The sequence below is a fragment of the Sphingobium sp. PNB genome, assembly GCF_019873065.1.
Taxonomy (GTDB): Bacteria; Pseudomonadota; Alphaproteobacteria; order Sphingomonadales; family Sphingomonadaceae; genus Sphingobium; species Sphingobium fuliginis.
In genome coordinates this window covers 19,592-34,227 of record NZ_JAINEZ010000007.1, presented here as the reverse complement: position 1 = coordinate 34,227, position 14,636 = coordinate 19,592, and the positions used below count along the sequence as shown (strand labels likewise).

The 14,636-nt window shown below is 65.4% G+C and carries 18 protein-coding genes; 9 read left to right on the top strand and 9 right to left on the bottom strand.

All coding sequences use genetic code 11. The features are described from left to right. Window positions 1-49 precede the first annotated feature (49 nt). Window positions 50-733: an SDR family NAD(P)-dependent oxidoreductase gene (locus K7W03_RS04285; RefSeq protein ID WP_222885683.1), complete on the top strand. Its 684-nt coding sequence runs from the start codon at window positions 50-52 to the stop codon at window positions 731-733. 57 nt (window positions 734-790) lie between these two features. Here the strand turns inward: K7W03_RS04285 and K7W03_RS04280 are convergent, their stop codons facing one another. Then, the gene (locus tag K7W03_RS04280; protein WP_222885682.1) at window positions 791-1,969 is read right to left on the bottom strand and encodes an acetyl-CoA C-acyltransferase; all 1,179 of its coding nucleotides are present in this window, start codon (window positions 1,967-1,969) and stop codon (window positions 791-793) included. Between the two features lie 166 nt (window positions 1,970-2,135). Between K7W03_RS04280 and K7W03_RS04275 the strand changes: the two genes are divergently transcribed. From K7W03_RS04275 to K7W03_RS04265, 3 genes are read left to right on the top strand one after another with little or no spacing between them, the layout of a single operon-like run. Beyond that, window positions 2,136-2,906 (top strand): enoyl-CoA hydratase/isomerase family protein, encoded by a 771-nt coding sequence (locus K7W03_RS04275; RefSeq protein WP_222885681.1) that lies wholly within the window; start codon window positions 2,136-2,138, stop codon window positions 2,904-2,906. Window positions 2,907-2,911: 5 nt separating this feature from the next. Next, window positions 2,912-3,271, top strand: coding sequence for a Zn-ribbon domain-containing OB-fold protein (locus tag K7W03_RS04270; protein WP_140043478.1), 360 nt, complete (start codon window positions 2,912-2,914; stop codon window positions 3,269-3,271). Continuing rightward, window positions 3,268-4,428 (top strand): thiolase, encoded by a 1,161-nt coding sequence (locus K7W03_RS04265; protein WP_222885680.1) that lies wholly within the window; start codon window positions 3,268-3,270, stop codon window positions 4,426-4,428. The genes K7W03_RS04270 and K7W03_RS04265 overlap by 4 nt, the downstream gene beginning before the upstream one ends. Before the next feature lie 30 nt (window positions 4,429-4,458). On the opposite strand, the gene K7W03_RS04260 is transcribed toward K7W03_RS04265, so the two are convergent. Next, complete coding sequence (locus tag K7W03_RS04260) at window positions 4,459-5,094, bottom strand: TetR/AcrR family transcriptional regulator (RefSeq protein ID WP_061934455.1); 636 nt, start codon at window positions 5,092-5,094, stop codon at window positions 4,459-4,461. A gap of 111 nt (window positions 5,095-5,205) precedes the next feature. Between K7W03_RS04260 and K7W03_RS04255 the strand changes: the two genes are divergently transcribed. After that, window positions 5,206-6,066, top strand: a complete 861-nt coding sequence (locus K7W03_RS04255; RefSeq protein ID WP_222885679.1) for a TauD/TfdA dioxygenase family protein — start codon at window positions 5,206-5,208, stop codon at window positions 6,064-6,066. 4 nt (window positions 6,067-6,070) lie between these two features. Here K7W03_RS04255 and K7W03_RS04250 read toward each other — a convergent pair whose 3' ends face one another. Beyond that, complete coding sequence (locus K7W03_RS04250) at window positions 6,071-6,973, bottom strand: LysR family transcriptional regulator (RefSeq protein WP_222885678.1); 903 nt, start codon at window positions 6,971-6,973, stop codon at window positions 6,071-6,073. 239 nt (window positions 6,974-7,212) lie between these two features. Here K7W03_RS04250 and K7W03_RS04245 point away from each other — a divergent pair, with 239 nt between their 5' ends. Both K7W03_RS04245 and K7W03_RS04240 read left to right on the top strand, forming a co-directional pair. Further along, window positions 7,213-8,115 (top strand): SDR family NAD(P)-dependent oxidoreductase, encoded by a 903-nt coding sequence (locus K7W03_RS04245; protein ID WP_025550271.1) that lies wholly within the window; start codon window positions 7,213-7,215, stop codon window positions 8,113-8,115. Further along, window positions 8,112-8,762: a glutathione S-transferase family protein gene (locus K7W03_RS04240; RefSeq protein WP_222885677.1), complete on the top strand. Its 651-nt coding sequence runs from the start codon at window positions 8,112-8,114 to the stop codon at window positions 8,760-8,762. Before K7W03_RS04245 ends, K7W03_RS04240 begins: the two co-directional genes overlap by 4 nt. A gap of 42 nt (window positions 8,763-8,804) precedes the next feature. Here K7W03_RS04240 and K7W03_RS04235 read toward each other — a convergent pair whose 3' ends face one another. The 6 genes from K7W03_RS04235 to K7W03_RS04210 all read right to left on the bottom strand — a co-directional run bounded on the left by K7W03_RS04235 (window position 8,805) and on the right by K7W03_RS04210 (window position 13,152). Continuing rightward, window positions 8,805-9,548, bottom strand: a complete 744-nt coding sequence (locus K7W03_RS04235) for a 2-oxo acid dehydrogenase subunit E2 (RefSeq protein ID WP_222885676.1) — start codon at window positions 9,546-9,548, stop codon at window positions 8,805-8,807. Between the two features lie 6 nt (window positions 9,549-9,554). Then, the gene (locus K7W03_RS04230; RefSeq protein ID WP_222885675.1) at window positions 9,555-9,863 is read right to left on the bottom strand and encodes a DUF4286 family protein; all 309 of its coding nucleotides are present in this window, start codon (window positions 9,861-9,863) and stop codon (window positions 9,555-9,557) included. A 5-nt stretch (window positions 9,864-9,868) separates the two neighbouring features. Continuing rightward, complete coding sequence (locus K7W03_RS04225; protein ID WP_025550263.1) at window positions 9,869-10,099, bottom strand: biotin/lipoyl-containing protein; 231 nt, start codon at window positions 10,097-10,099, stop codon at window positions 9,869-9,871. A gap of 20 nt (window positions 10,100-10,119) precedes the next feature. Next, window positions 10,120-11,145 carry an alpha-ketoacid dehydrogenase subunit beta gene (locus K7W03_RS04220; RefSeq protein ID WP_170825573.1) on the bottom strand — a complete coding sequence of 342 codons (1,026 nt, stop codon included), beginning with the start codon at window positions 11,143-11,145 and terminating at the stop codon, window positions 10,120-10,122. After that, window positions 11,145-12,125 (bottom strand): thiamine pyrophosphate-dependent dehydrogenase E1 component subunit alpha, encoded by a 981-nt coding sequence (locus K7W03_RS04215; RefSeq protein ID WP_222885674.1) that lies wholly within the window; start codon window positions 12,123-12,125, stop codon window positions 11,145-11,147. Before K7W03_RS04215 ends, K7W03_RS04220 begins: the two co-directional genes overlap by 1 nt. A gap of 121 nt (window positions 12,126-12,246) precedes the next feature. Then, on the bottom strand, window positions 12,247-13,152 hold the full coding sequence (locus tag K7W03_RS04210) for a crotonase/enoyl-CoA hydratase family protein (RefSeq protein ID WP_226869690.1): 906 nt from the start codon (window positions 13,150-13,152) through the stop codon (window positions 12,247-12,249). A gap of 171 nt (window positions 13,153-13,323) precedes the next feature. Between K7W03_RS04210 and K7W03_RS04205 the strand changes: the two genes are divergently transcribed. Both K7W03_RS04205 and K7W03_RS04200 read left to right on the top strand, forming a co-directional pair. Then, the gene (locus tag K7W03_RS04205; RefSeq protein ID WP_222885672.1) at window positions 13,324-13,779 is read left to right on the top strand and encodes a PaaI family thioesterase; all 456 of its coding nucleotides are present in this window, start codon (window positions 13,324-13,326) and stop codon (window positions 13,777-13,779) included. Between the two features lie 10 nt (window positions 13,780-13,789). Beyond that, window positions 13,790-14,605: an SDR family NAD(P)-dependent oxidoreductase gene (locus tag K7W03_RS04200; protein ID WP_222885671.1), complete on the top strand. Its 816-nt coding sequence runs from the start codon at window positions 13,790-13,792 to the stop codon at window positions 14,603-14,605. Window positions 14,606-14,636: the final 31 nt, after the last annotated feature.

Genomic DNA, 14,636 nt, shown 5'->3' with positions numbered 1-14,636 from the left:
GCCGAATATATGGATATGACAGGTTCAACATCTGACCAGAGGATATTGCATGACCGCACGAACTGTCGTCGTCACCGGCGCTTTCGGGATATTGGGCGGCGCCGTCGCTTCTGCCTTCGCGGCAGCAGGAGACAGGGTGGCGCGGGTCGATTACGCCCCTGCCCCGGCGGAGACTCCGGCGGGCTGCCTCGACATGGGCGGCGTCGATCTGACCGACTTCTCCGCAACGCAGAAGCTGGTGGCGGACATCGTGGAAGCGCTGGGATCGATCGACGTGCTGGTCAATGTCGCGGGAGGCTTCATATGGGAGACGCTGGCGGATGGAGGCAGCGCGACATGGAACCGCATGTTCGCGATGAACGCCACCACCTGCGTCAACATGACCAAGGCGGCCCTGCCGGAACTGGAGAAGGCGGCGCAAGCCCGCATCGTCAACATCGGCGCGGGGGGCGCCGTCGTCGCCGCAGCGGGCATGGGCGGCTATGCCGCATCGAAAATGGCCGTGCATAAATTGACCGAGAGCCTGGCGGCCGAACTGGTGGGCAAGGACATCACGGTGAACGCGATCCTGCCCAGCATTATCGACACGCCGACCAATCGCGCCGACATGCCGGATGCCGACTTCAGCCAATGGGTGCAACCGGCCGCGATTGCCGAGGTCATCCAGTTCCTTGCCTCGCCGGCGGCACGCGCCGTCAGTGGAGCGCTGATTCCGGTGACGAAGGGCGGTTGAACGTCCCCGCCCTGCCGCAAAGGAAGCGGCAAGCGGGCGCGATCGCCCGCCTGGCCGTCAAATGATTTCGAACAGCGCGGCGGCGCCCATGCCGCCGCCGATGCACATGGTGACGACGGCGTTCTTCGCGCCCAGCCGCTTGCCGGCCAGCAGGGCATGGCCGGTCATGCGCGATCCGGTCATGCCGAACGGGTGTCCGATCGAAATGGCGCCGCCGTCGACATTGACCCTGGCCCGGTCGATGCCCAGCCGGTCGATGCAGTAGAGCGCCTGGCTGGCATAAGCCTCGTTCAGTTCCCAAATGTCGATGTCGGATACCGAAAGCCCGGCCCGGTCGAGCAGCTTCGGCACGGCGAAGACCGGCCCGATGCCCATTTCGTCCGGCTCGCATCCAGCCACCTGCATGCCCTTGTAGAGACCCAGGATCGGCAGACCGCGCCGTGCCGCTTCGTCCGCGTCCATGATGACGCAGGCGCTGGAGCCGTCCGACAACTGGCTGCAATTGCCCGCCGTCACCGAACCGCCTTCGAACAAGGGCTTCAGCTTGGCGAGCCCCTCCATGTCCGTGCCGGGCCGGTTGCATTCGTCCTGCGTCAGCGTGACCTTTTCCTGACCCGTGACGGCCAGCGCCTTGTCCACGACATTCTTCGTCGTGGCGACCGGCACGATCTCCTCGTCGAACCAGCCTTTGTCCTGGGCTTTCGCGGTGCGAGACTGGCTCGTCACGGCGAATGCATCCTGCGATTCGCGGCTGATGCCGTAGCGGCGGGCCACGATGTCGCCGGTCAGGTTCATCGCCATGTAGATTTCGGGCTTATGGTCCAGCAGCCATTCGTCCTTGCTGCGAAATAGGTTGCGATGCGGGTCGACCAGGCTGACGGTTTCCACGCCGCCGGCCACATAGACGCCCCCCTCCCCGCTGCGGATGCGCTGCGCGGCGATGGCGATGGTCTGGAGGCCGGAGGAGCATTTTCGATCCAGCGTCATGCCGCACACGCTGATCGGCAGGCCCGCGCGCAACGCAGCCTGGCGCGCGACGTTGGAACCCACAGCGCCTTCGCACCGCGCCGATCCCAGCAGGACGTCATCGATCTCCGCCGGATCGATTCCGGCACGTTCCACGGCGGCGCGGATGGAGTGCGCCGCCAGCGTCGCGCCATGGATATTGTTGAGAGCGCCCCGGTGCGCCTTTCCGATCGGCGTGCGCGCGGTGGCGACGATGGCCGCATCCTTCATGCTTCGAAATCTCCCGTCAGAAGCTGGGGCGCAGATAGGGGCTGATGGCGTGGCTTTCCATAAAGGCGCTTGCCTCATCACGTCTTTGATGAAGCCGCGCGCCATTCTTGACCCGGACCATGCCGGTCCACAAAGCAGGTTTGACAAGAAACAGGGAGCGCTCCCCATGACCATCATCGTCGAAAAGCAGGGTCCGGTCGCGATCGTGACGCTTGACCGCCCGCAGACCAAGAATGCGATCACCCAGGAGATGCGCGGCCAGCTATATGGCGCGTTCGAGGACATCGCGATGGATCAGGACGTGCGCGCGGTCATCCTGACCGGAGCAGGTGGCGACTTCTGTTCGGGCATGGACGTATCGGGCATGCGCAAGGGCGGCGTCACCGGATCGATGGACCGGATGTACACGCTCAACCGCATCGCGAAGGCCATATATTCGCTCAAGAAGCCGACCATTGCAGCCGTGCCGGGCATATGCGTGGGTGTGGGCTTTTCCTACGCGCTGGCCTGCGACATCGTGCTGGCGGGCGAACAGGCCCGCTTTGCCGCGATATTCCGCAACATCGCATTGGCGCCCGATGGCGGCCTTGTCTGGCACCTGCGCCAGTCGCTGGGCGTGCAGAAGGCCAAGGAACTGGTCTATTCCGGCCGGATCGTCCGTGCCGACGAAGCGGTGGCCATGGGCATCGCTTATGAGAAGGTCGCCCAGGATGCATTGATGGACCGGGCGATGGAGCTGGCGGAAAGCTTCGCGTCCGGCCCCAGCATCGCCATGGGCATGGCAAAGCGCCAGTTCGATCTGAGCTGGAACAGCGGGTTCGAGCAATATCTGGAGCTGGAGGCCGCGATCCAGCCGCTGATGAGCCGCACCGAAGACCATGAGGAAGGCCTGGCCGCCTTCCGCGAAAAGCGCAAGCCGCTGTTCCGGGGCGAGTGACGCGGATGCTCCAGCCCGAAGCGGAATGGCGCGCGCACCTGGCCGAGGGGCGTTTCATGATCCAGCGCAGCCGGTCGACCGGCGGCCATGTTTTCTACCCCCGCGTCATGGAGCCGGGCACGGGCGCGGAGGATCTGGAATGGGTGAGCGCATCCGGCGCGGCCACGGTGCATGCCGTCACCATCGTGCGCAAGAAGGACCCGGCCGACAGCTACAGCGTCGTTCTGGTCGACCTGGCCGAAGGACCGCGCCTCATGAGCCGCGTCGATGGCGTGCCGGTCGATGACATCCATATCGGCATGGCCGTCAGGGCCAGCATCATCCAGGAGGGGGACAAGCCTTTGCTCGTCTTCGTGCCCGCATGAGCATGGGCAATGGATTTCCGCGCGGGCGCGCCGCGATCGTGGGCGCGTCGACCTATGGCATCGGCCAATGCCCCGGCCTGTCCGCCGTGGACATGGCGGCGAAGGCCGCGCTGCTGGCGCTGGCCGATGCGGGCATTGCCCTGTCGGAAGTGGATGCGCTCTACACCTCCGCGCCCTATGAGGCGCTGGGCGGCATGGAACTGGCCGAATATCTGGGCCTGACGCCGAAGGTCACCGACTGCAACCGCACCGGAGGTTCGGCTTTCGAGGTCTATGTGCAGCAGGCGGCGCTCGCGCTGGAGGCGGGGCTGATCGACTGCGCGCTGATCGCCTATGGCTCCAACCCGGCGAGCAACCCGCCGCCCGGCGTCGGCATGACGCGCCAGAGCCCGTGGGAAGCGCCGTACAATCCGCTCGCTCCCCTCTCCTCCTATGCGCTGGCGGCGAGCCGGCACATGCATCTCTACGGCACCACCCGCGAGCAACTGGCCGAAGTGGCGGTGGCGGCGCGGCAATGGGCGCAATTGAATCCGGAAGCGGCGGTGCGCGATCCGCTGAGCATCGAGGATGTGCTGAAGGCGCGGATGGTGTCCGATCCGCTGACCGTGCGCGATTGCTGCCTGTTCAACGACGGCGCGGCCGCCGTGGTGATGGTGCGCGCCGACCGGGCGAAGGATTGCGCCAGGGCGCCGGTCCATGTGCTGGGCGCGGCCCATGCCGTCACCCATCGCGAAATCAGCTCCATGCCCGACCTCACCGTGACGGGGGCGGCGATTTCCGGTCCGCAGGCCTTTGCGCAGGCCGGGGTCAAGCCTGCCGACATGGACGTGGCGATGCTCTATGATGCGTTCACCATCACGCCCATCCTGTTCCTGGAGGATCTGGGTTTCTGCCCCAAGGGGGAAGGCGGACGCTTCGTCTCGGGCGGCCATGTCGCGCCGGGCGGCGGGTTGGCGCTCAACACCAATGGCGGCGGCCTGTCCTGCGTGCATCCGGGCATGTATGGCCTGTTCCTGCTGGTGGAAGCCACGCGCCAGCTTCGCGGCGAATGCGGCGAACGGCAGGTCGGGAACGCCCGCCTTGCCGTCGCGCATGGCAATGGCGGCGTGTTGTCGAGCGAAGCGACGGTCGTGCTGGGAACCGCCGAAACCGTATAGCAGGGCGGAATGGGCGCGCCCTGCCCTCCTTCAGGCGGGTGCGCTCAACACCAGCCGCGCCAGTTTCTCGACATCGGTGAGCAGTGTCTCCATCTCCAGCGCGGGCTGCTCCTCGCCAAAGCCATGCTTGTCGAACAGCGCCACCGCATTCCACATCATCGCCCCCGCCAGCGCGATGCGGGCCCGGCCCAGTTGCGGCGGCAGCCAGGCCAGCGCGGCGTGCAACCGCTCCAGCAGGGCCGCGATGCTGGGTGCGCCGGGCCGCGGGATGCGCGCATCGAACGGATCGCTGAGCAGGCCCGCCGCGCTCATGTGCATCATGAACCGGATATGGGCATGCGGCGTCTGTTCATCGTCGAGGAGGAAATAGGGCCGCATCATGCAGCGCCAGGCGGTGAAGGCGTCAACATCCTCCAGCGAGGGACCGCTTTCCCGGATCATCCGTGCGCGCTCCGCCTCCGTATCGCGAAGCCGCATGTCGATGACGGCGCGCAGCAGTTCCTCCACGCTGCCGAAATGATAGCTGACGGCGGCGGTGTTCTTCTGCCCGGCGGCAATCGCGACGGCGCGCAGCGTCGCCACGCCGATCCCCGATTGCGCCACCAATGTCTCTGCCGCGAGGCAAAGCTGCCGGCGGGTGGTTTCGCTGCGGGAAGTGGAGGCCATGGCGATGCTTGTAGCTGGCCCGCAAAGGATGGCCAGACCTCATATTAAAGCATTTGCTTTATTTCTGTCTGAGCCTATGATGCCTCCCAGGAAATTGAGAGGATTCCCCCCATGATCATCAGCGCCATGCCCGGTCCCTTCGGCGCCATCGTCGAAGGCGTCGACCTTTCCGTCCCCCAGAGCGACGAGACCTTGCGCGCCTTGATCGCGGCGCTGCACGAACATCAAATTCTCGCGATACGCGGGCAGCGGCTGACCGATGCGGACTATGTCGCCTTTGGCCATCAATGGGGCGACCCGCTGATGTTCCACCTGCCGTCGCACAGAAAGAATGACTTTCCGGAGATGATCCGGATCACCAATGCCGCCGCCACGCCCGAGCGCTATCGCGACGGCGCCAAATTCTGGCATCAGGACAGCAGCTATGAAGCGGTGCCCGCCAGCGTGACCATGCTCTATGGTGTGGAAACGCCCGATGAAGGCGGCGAAACGCTGATCGCCAGCACGGTCATGGCCTATGATGCGCTGGACGAGGACATGAAGGCCAGGATCGACGGGCTCATCGGATTGCACTGCCTGGGCGGGTCCCCGGCCCTGCCGGGTGAGAAGATCCCCTTCATTCCGGAAAATACCGCACGGCACGGCATCGTTTCGCATCCGTTGGTGATGCGTCATCCGGTGACGGGACGAAAGGCGCTCTATCTGTCCGGTTCGGCCTTCGGCGCGGAGGGGCTGGACGTTGACGAGGCGCGCGCGCTGATCGACCGGTTGCGCGCCTATTGCACCCAGCCCCGGTTCGTCACGCGCTACAAGGTCGAGGCCGGCGACATCTTCCTGTGGGACAATTTCCAGGTGCTGCACAGCGCCACGCCGATCGAATATTCCGACGAACCCGGCAAGCGGCGGCTGCTCTACCGGATCAGCACCAAGGGCACGCCCGCGCTGTGCAGGCCGGCCGATCTGGCGGCCTGATAGCTCAGCCGGGGTCGAGGCGCCAGTCGATCCGATCGGTCAGGAAGGCGAGCGCGGCCTGCACATGCGGCAGGGCGATACGATCCGGGGCGCCCATCAGCACGACAGGCAGCCGGGGCCAGTTCGCTTCCGGCAGCAGCGGGATCAGGCGACCGGCGCGGATATGGTCGCGGGCCAGCATTTCCAGCGTCTGGCCGACGCCCAGACCGGCGAGGGTTGCGGACAATATCGCCGCGCCGTCGTTGAATGTGAAGGCCGTCGGTGGTCGCACGCGGACGGTGCGGTCGCCGTGCCGCAATTGAAGCGGATTGCCGCCCGGCATTTCCACGCTGGCATAGAGTATGGCGCGATGCTGCGTCAGGTCATCGGCTTCCGACGGCTGGCCGTGCTGTGCGATATAGTCAGGCGATGCCAGGCAGATCAGCCTTGTCGTGCCGAGCGTCAGGGTCTTCCATCCCGTGGGCGGCGCTTCGCCCGCGCGGATGACCAGGTCGAAGCCGTCGACGCGAAAGAAAGTCCCTCGATCGCCTAGCGTCAGGTCGAGGATCAGCTGCGGATGGGCCCGTTGGAATTCGGCCAGTGCTGGCATGATGAACGCCTGCCCCATGGAGGCCGGGGCATCCAGCCGCACGCGCCCCGCTATGCCTGCCCCCGGCCGCACCGCCATGTCGGCCGTGGCCACGGCGTCCAGCGCAGCCTGCGCATAGGTCAGATAATGGCCCCCTTCGGCGGTCAGGTCGACGCGGCGGGTCGAGCGGTTGAACAGCCGCACGCCCAGATGTTCCTCCAGCCGCCTGACATGCAGGGTGACCATGGGCGTCGAGATGTTGAGGCGCAGCGCGGCGCGGGTGAAGGAACCGGCCTCAGCCACGGCGACGAAGGCCTCCATCGCGGTCAGTCGATCCATCTTCTGCTCCTGCCGCGGTCAGCGCCGGTCCAGAGCCGCAGGCGGACCGGAATAGGGAAATGCGAGGAAGCGTTCGGCAAGGCTGTGGAAGTTCCGGATGGTCGAGCCGTGCATCCTACATCGGAATGCCGCGCGGCATAGGCTTCCTCCCCATCTCATCGGCCTTTTGATGTCTGCCGCGGCGTCCTTGCCGCATTGCATGCAACCCTGCAACAACATGATCCGGAGAGGAGTCCTGGATGAGCGGTTTTCTGGACGAACGCGCCAATCTGGCCGGCAAAGTGGCGGCCGTCATCGGCGGCGGAGGCGGCATTGGGGCAGGCATATCGCTGGCGCTGGCCAAGGCGGGGGTGGACCTTGCGATCTGCGACATCGATGCGGCTGCGCTGGCGGGGACGGAGGAAGCGGTCAGGTCCATGGGCCGCCAGGTCACGGCCATGGTCGTCGATGCCACCGACGAAGCTGCGCTCGACGCCTTTTACGACGAGGTCGAACGCGCCTGCCCACGTCTCGACATAGTGGTGAACGTGGCGGGCGGAACGAAGCGGCAATTGCTGTCCGAAGCCAGCCGGGCCGACATCGCCCGGGACATCCATCGCAACTATGGCTATGTCGTCCAGTCGGTGCAGCGCGCCGTGCCGCTGATCAAGCGTTCCGGCGATGGCGGCAGCATCGTCAATTTCACCACCATAGAGGCGCATCGCGGCGCCGCCAGCTTTTCGGTCTATGCGGGCGCCAAGGCGGCGACGACGAACTTCACCCGTTCGATGGCGGTGGAACTGGGCAAGGACAGGATTCGCGTCAGTTGCATCGCGCCGGACACGACATTGAGCCGGGGCAATATGGCCGCCATGCCCCCCTCCTTCGCGGAGGGTTTTGCCAGGCTGCCCGCTCACGCCCAGGGCAAGGGCCTGGAAATGTACATCCCCAGGGGCGAACAGCCGCCGGTCGATGCGCTGGCCGATGCCGTGCTGTTCCTGGGTTCGGACCTGTCCACCTTCGTGTCGGGCATGACGCTGCATGTCGACGGCGGCACCATGGCGGCGGCGGGTATGCTGGACTGGCCCTTTGGCGACGGTTTCGTGCCGACGCCGCTCGCAGGCACGCTGGCGCGCCTCTACCGCGATGGAGATGAGGCATGATCCTCTATGCCGTCACCCTTTCGCCCTTCGCCGCCCGCGTGCGGCTGGCGCTGCGCGTCAAGACGCTGGACTATGCCATGCAGCCTCCGCCGGGCGGCGGCACGCGGTCGCCCGAATTTCTGGCGATCAATCCGATCGGGAAATTGCCGGTGCTGGTGACGGACGACGGGCTGGCGATTGCCGAATCGGAGACCATCATCGACTATCTGGACGAGCGCTTCCCTGCTCCATCCCTATTGCCCGCCGATACGGGCGAACGGGTGCGGATGCGCAACATCATCCGCAGTTTCGAACTCTATGCCACGCCTGCCATGTCGCGTTTGTTCAAGCAGATGGACCCTTTGACCCGCGACGAGGCGACGGTCGCGGCCGAGATCGCCAATTGGCGGAACGGGCTGGCGCTCACCGACCGGTTCACGGCAGACGCCGCTTTCGCCGCGGGCGGCGCCATCAGCAAGGCGGACTGCATATTGCTGCCCAGCCTGTTGCTGTGCGAGGTGGTGGCCCAAATCTTCGGCCTCGACGATCCTCTCGCGGACTGCCCCAATCTGGCGGGCTATGGGGCGAAAGCGCGCCGGCATCCGGACATGGGCGCGATCTGGACGGAGACGGCGGACGCGCTCGCGGCCATGAGAGCGGGAAAATGATCCGCCGAAAGACGAGACGTCCCCAGAACCGCATTTCGGCTTTCAGGCGAAGAGGTCGGCCGCCGCCAGCCGGTCGGCGATGAAGCGGGAAAAACGCGCTGCATCCGCACCATTGATCACGCGATGATCATAGCTGAGCGACAGAGGCAGCATCTGCCGCCACGCAATCCCGCCGTCATCCCCCGGAACCGGCACCGGCCGGGCGCGCGTGACGCCCAGAATGGCGACTTCGGGCGCGTTGACGATTGGCGTGAAGCCGGTCCCGCCAATATGCCCCAATGATGTCAGGGTGATGCAGCCGCCGGACATTTCCGCCATCGACAGGCCCTTGGTCCGCGCCTTGTCGGAAAGGGCGGCAACCTCCTCCGCGATCTGCGTCGCGGATTTGCGGTCGCAGTCCCGGATGACCGGCACCAGCAGGCCGCCCGGCGTGTCCACCGCCACGCCCACATGCACATATTTCTTGAGCGTCAGCATGCCGCTCGCCGGATCGAGCGAGGCGTTGAATTGCGGAAAGGCGGCCAGGCCGTCGGCCAGCGCCTTCACCAGCAGCGGCACGGCGGTCAGCTTCGTGCCGCCCGCCGCGTTATGCGCCTTGCGCCGTTCCTCCAATTGCGTGATGTCCGCATCGTCCTGATGGGTGACGTGCGGAATGGCGACCCAGTTGCGGCCCAGAAAGGCCGCGACGAATTTCTGGATCTTGCTAAGGGGCCGTTGCTCGACCTCCCCAAAGACGGAGAAGTCGCCCGTGGGCCAGGGGGCAAGACCTGCCAGGAGATCGCTCATAGGGGTTCAGTCCTTGGCCGGCTTGAGGAATGTGAAGCGCGGGCTTTCCATGTCGATGGAATCCGTCAGCCGCATGGTCGGGGCGGCCGCGAACACGCTCTCCAGCAGGGCAGCGGGATTGTCCGTCTCAACCTCATAATCGGCAACGAACAGGCCGGTTTCGGTTCCGGTCATGTCCAGTTCCCTGTAGCGGGTACAGGACAGGATGCCCGGCAACCGGCACATCTCGACCGAATGGACCTCATCATACCAGCGGTCATATTCGGCCTCGCGCCCGGCCACCGCGCGCGAGGTGACATGCAGGATGTAGCGCATCGGGCTTAGCCGATGGTCGCCAGAAGGGTGCCGACCTCATAGGTTTCCCCGATCTGGGCGATGATCCTGAGGGTGCCGCTGGCGGGGCTTTCCACTTCCTGCGTCGATTTTTCCGATTCCAGCGCATAGAGCGGCTGGCCTTCGACGGCCTGGCCGCCATCTTCCACCAGCCATTCGGCCAGCGTGCCTTCATTCATGGAAAAGCCGATCTTGGGCAGCAATACTTCAACAGCCATTGGGAACTCCCGGAGCGATATTAGGATTTGACGAGGGCCTCTGCCGCCGCGACGATGTCGGCGGTTTGCGGGGCGAAGGCGGTTTCCAGCGGTTTGGAGAAGGGAACCGGGCAGAAAGCGCCGCCCAGCCGCCGGACCGGGGCCTTGAGCCTGCCGAACAGTTCCTCGTTCAGCACCGCCGCGATTTCCGCGCCGGCGCCGAAGGGCGTAACCGCCTCATGCACGATGATGGCGCGGCCGGTCCTGGCGACCGACTTCACCACCGTTTCCCTGTCCCACGGCGCGATGGTGCGCAGGTCGATGAGTTCGGCGGAAATGCCCGCTTCCTTCAGCTTGGCGACGGCGGGCATCGCCTCCTGGATCATGCGGGCGTAGGCGATGATGGTGACGTCGCTGCCCTCGCTCAGCACATTCGCCTTGCCGATGGGCACGCGATGGCCTTTTTCCGGCGCTTCGGCGGGCGACCAGTAGGTGGGCAGATTCTCGATGAACAGCACCGGATCGGGATCGTCGATGGCGCTGCGCATCAGGCCATAGGCGTCCTTCGGGCTGGAGGGCGCGACCACCTTGATCCCCGCCGTATGCGCGAACCAGGCTTCCAGATAGTCGCAATGCTGCCCGCCGCTGGCGAAACCCGTCCCGGTCATGGTGCGGATGACGATGGGCACATGGGTCTGCCCGCCCGACATGAAGCGCAGCTTCGCCGCATGGTTGACGATCATGTCCATCGCCACGGTCGTGAAGTTCATCAACATGATCTCGGCAATGGGCTTGAAGCCCACCAGACTGGCGCCGATGGCCGCGCCGATGATCGCCTGTTCGGAAATGGGCGTGGAGCGCACGCGATGCTCGCCAAAGCGCGACGACAGCCCCTTGGTGACGCCGCAGACGCCGCCTTCCTCCGGATCGGCCAGGTCTTCGCCCAGCGCGATGACATTCTCATCCTCCTCCATGGCGTCCGCGATGGCGGCGTTGATGCCCTGGAGGATATTCGCCTTGGCGGCCTTCACAATATTTGCGGGGGCCATTGGGGTCTCGGCGTTCATCAGGCCATCTCCTCCGCGAACACATCGCGCTTCAGTTCCTCCACGCCGGGGAAGTCGCTTGCCAGCGCGAATTCGACCGCTTCGTCGATCTCCTTCTCTATGGCGGCTTCCATTTCGGCCAATTGCTCCTCCGTCGCGACGCCGGTTTCGATGAGCTGCGCGCGGAAGCGCGGGACGGGGTCGTTCGCCATCGCATCGGCCTTGCGCGCCTTGTCCATATAGGCGTCGGCATCGCCGAAGACGTGGCCGAAGAAGCGATAGGTCATCGCCTCGATCAGCGTCGGCCCCTCTCCGGCGCGGGCGCGGGCGATCGCCTCCTGCGCCACGGCGTACATTTCGAACGGGTCGTTGCCGTCCACCCGCACGCCCGGCATGCCATAAGCGGCGGCGCGATCCGCGACCTTGACGTTGCTGGTCTTGTCATAGGCGGTGTGCTCGCCCCATTCATTGTTCTGGCACACGAAGATCACCGGCAGCTTCCAGACGGCGGCCAGATTGAGCGATTCATGGAAGGCGCCGATATTGGCCGCGCCATCCCCGAAGGAGGCGACCGTCACGCGCCCATCGCCGCGCAGCTGCGATCCCCAGGCAAGGCCGTTGGCGATGGGCATGGTGGACCCGACGATGCCGGTCGTCACCATGATGCCCTTGGCGGGATAGGTGACGTGCATCGGACCGCCCTTCCCCTTGCAGGTGCCGGTGGTGCGGCCGGCGACCTCCGCCCACAGATCCTTGAGCGGCAGGCCCTTTGCTAGCTGGTCGTGGCTGCCGCGATAGATGGTGCAGATATAATCCTGGTCGGTCAGATTTACCGAAATGGCGCTGGGGATCACTTCCTGACCGCGCGGGCTGTAATAGGGCATGACCAGCCGCCCGTTCATGATGACCTTGCGCGACCGTTCGTCATTCGCCTTGATCAGCGCCATGCGGCGGTAGATCTCTAACTGGGTCGCCGCATCGGGGGTTGCCCTGTTGCTCATTTCAGACGTCCTTTCGAAAGGCCGGATTTTCGCTATACGCCGTCCAGCATCTGCCATGTTTTGGCGGGCAGGAAAGCCCCGCCCCTGCCATATCGCAATTGTGAAGGATGAGGCGGCGTCCCTATTCCGGCCGGGGACGGCGGGCGCGAAGCTCTATCCGCCCCTTGCCGAACGGCGCGTCGCGATTGGCAAGCGCTTCCTTCAATCCCTTTTCCGCCATGTCCTTGCGGAACCGGCTGCGGCGCGGGCCGGTGCTGAGATGGGCGCGGGCGTCGAGTTCGGCGGCATAGCGCAGGGATTGTTTCGCCCCCGCCAACTCCATCTGCGCATTGACGACGCGCTTGTGCGTGGCGAGTATTTCCGCGTCGACGCTGCCGATGCGGCGCACCATCTCATCCGCCTCGAAATCCAGTTCCTCGGCCGGATAGGCTTCCAGCACCATGCCGATGCGCGCCGCGTCGATGCCGCTGATCGTGTCGCCGGTGAACAGCATGCGCTTGGTCCACTGCGGACCGCAATGATAGAACCACAGGTTCGTCGGCGGCGTGCCGTTGGCGCGGGCGGCGGGGAAGCCGATCTTCGCGTCGTCGGCGGCAAGCACGATGTCACAGGAGAAAGCGAGGTCGGTGCCGCCCGCCAGGCAATTGCCCTGCACCTTCGCCACGATCGGCTTGTGCAGGTCCAGCATGATGGAGGTCAGCTCCTGCTGCCGCTCCAGATTCCAGATGTCGTCGTCGATGGTCCCCGCGCGGCTGCGATAGGCGGCGGGATCATATTCCGTCGCCGCGTCGGCCGCGCCGCCATAGCTGTCCGTCAGGTCGTAGCCCGCGCAGAAATCCCTGCCCTCGCCCGAAAGCAGGATGACATTGGCGTCCCGCCGGTCGTCCGCTTCCAGCAGCGCCTGATGCAATTCCTTCAGCATCTGGCCCGACAGGGCGTTGCGCTTTTCGGGGCGGTTCAGGGTGATGCGGGCCACATTGTCGCGCACCGCGAAGCTGATGCAGTCCGTCGATTTCAGCCATTTCATGCCCATGTTCCGCTCTCCAAATCCCTATCGCGCCAGCATAGCGCGCCCCGCGCCGCGCTGGCGAGGCTGGCCCCGCCGCCTATCGGCCATGTGATCCTTGCACCCTCCCTGTCTTGCCCCGTCCGGGCGGAGGGGGCAGTCCTGCCGCTTATGCAAAATGCAAAGGCGAGGATGGCGGACGTGCCGGCGGGCTTTCACCGGCTCGACCGGATGGATGATGTGATGGGCGGCTTCGACCCGGTTTACATCCGCCGGGAAGCGGACGGCCATGTGACGCTGGGCTTTCATGTCGGACAGCAGCACTGCAACCCGCGCGGCCATTGTCATGGCGGCACCTGGGCCACGATGGCCGATGTGGTCATGGGCGTGAATGTCGGGTTCGTGACCGGACTGAGCGGGCCCACCGTCTCGATGAGCATCGACTTCCTGAGCGCGGCGGCGGAAGGCCAATGGGTGGAAGGACGGGCGGAGGTTCTGCGCTGGACGCCCAACCTTGGCTTCGCGCAATGCCACTTCAGCGCGGACGGCGAGGTAGCGCTGCGCGCCAATGCGGTCTTCCGCCGCAAATTCCCGCCCCATCGCGACTTTGAATCGCTGATCGCGCGGTCGTCGGAACAGAATGGATAAGGAGAGCATCATGGGCCGTCTGTCAGGCAAGGTCGCTGTGATCATGGGCGCAACGCGGGAAGGCAATATGGGACAAGCGATCGCCCATCGCTTCCTGGAGGAAGGCGCGCATGTCGTCGTGTCCGGTCGCGGCCAGAAAGGGCTGGACGCGTTCGCCGCCGCGACCGGAGCCACCGCCATTCCGTGCGACATCCGCAGCCGCGACCAGATCCAGTCGCTGGCGGACGCGGTGCTGGCGCGGCATGGCGCGATCGACATCGCCGTCAATGCGGCGGCCATCGGCTTCCTCGCGCCCTTCGAGGAGGAGACGGAGGAGCAGATCGATTCGATCCTCTCCGTCATCTTCAAGGGCGGGCTGTTCTTCATGCAGGTGATGGTCGGCGCGATGAAGCGGGAACGGCCGGACGGAAGGGGCGGCGCGATCGTCAACATCTCTTCCGCCGTGGCCGACATCATGTCCGACGATCATTGCAGCTATATGGGCGCCAAGGCCGCGCTCAACCAGATGACGCGCTTTGTCGCCTATGAATATGGCAGGCATGGCATCCGCGCGAACATCCTGGCGCCGGGCCTCACCATCACGCCGATGCTGGGCGGGTTCAACGTGCCCGGCATGGTGGAGGCCTATGCGAAGGAATATCCGCTGGGCCGGATCACCACGGTGGAAGACATCGCCAATGCGGCGCTGTTCATGGCCAGCGACGAATGTTTCATGACAGGCCAGACCTTCCATGTGACGGGGGGGCTGACGCTGCGCCGCAATCCCACCACGGAGGAGATCATGGCCTCCATCGCCGCCCATGACGGCGCGTCGCCGCAGATGTGAGCCTGCTATGGCCGTTTGTTGCCGAACGGTT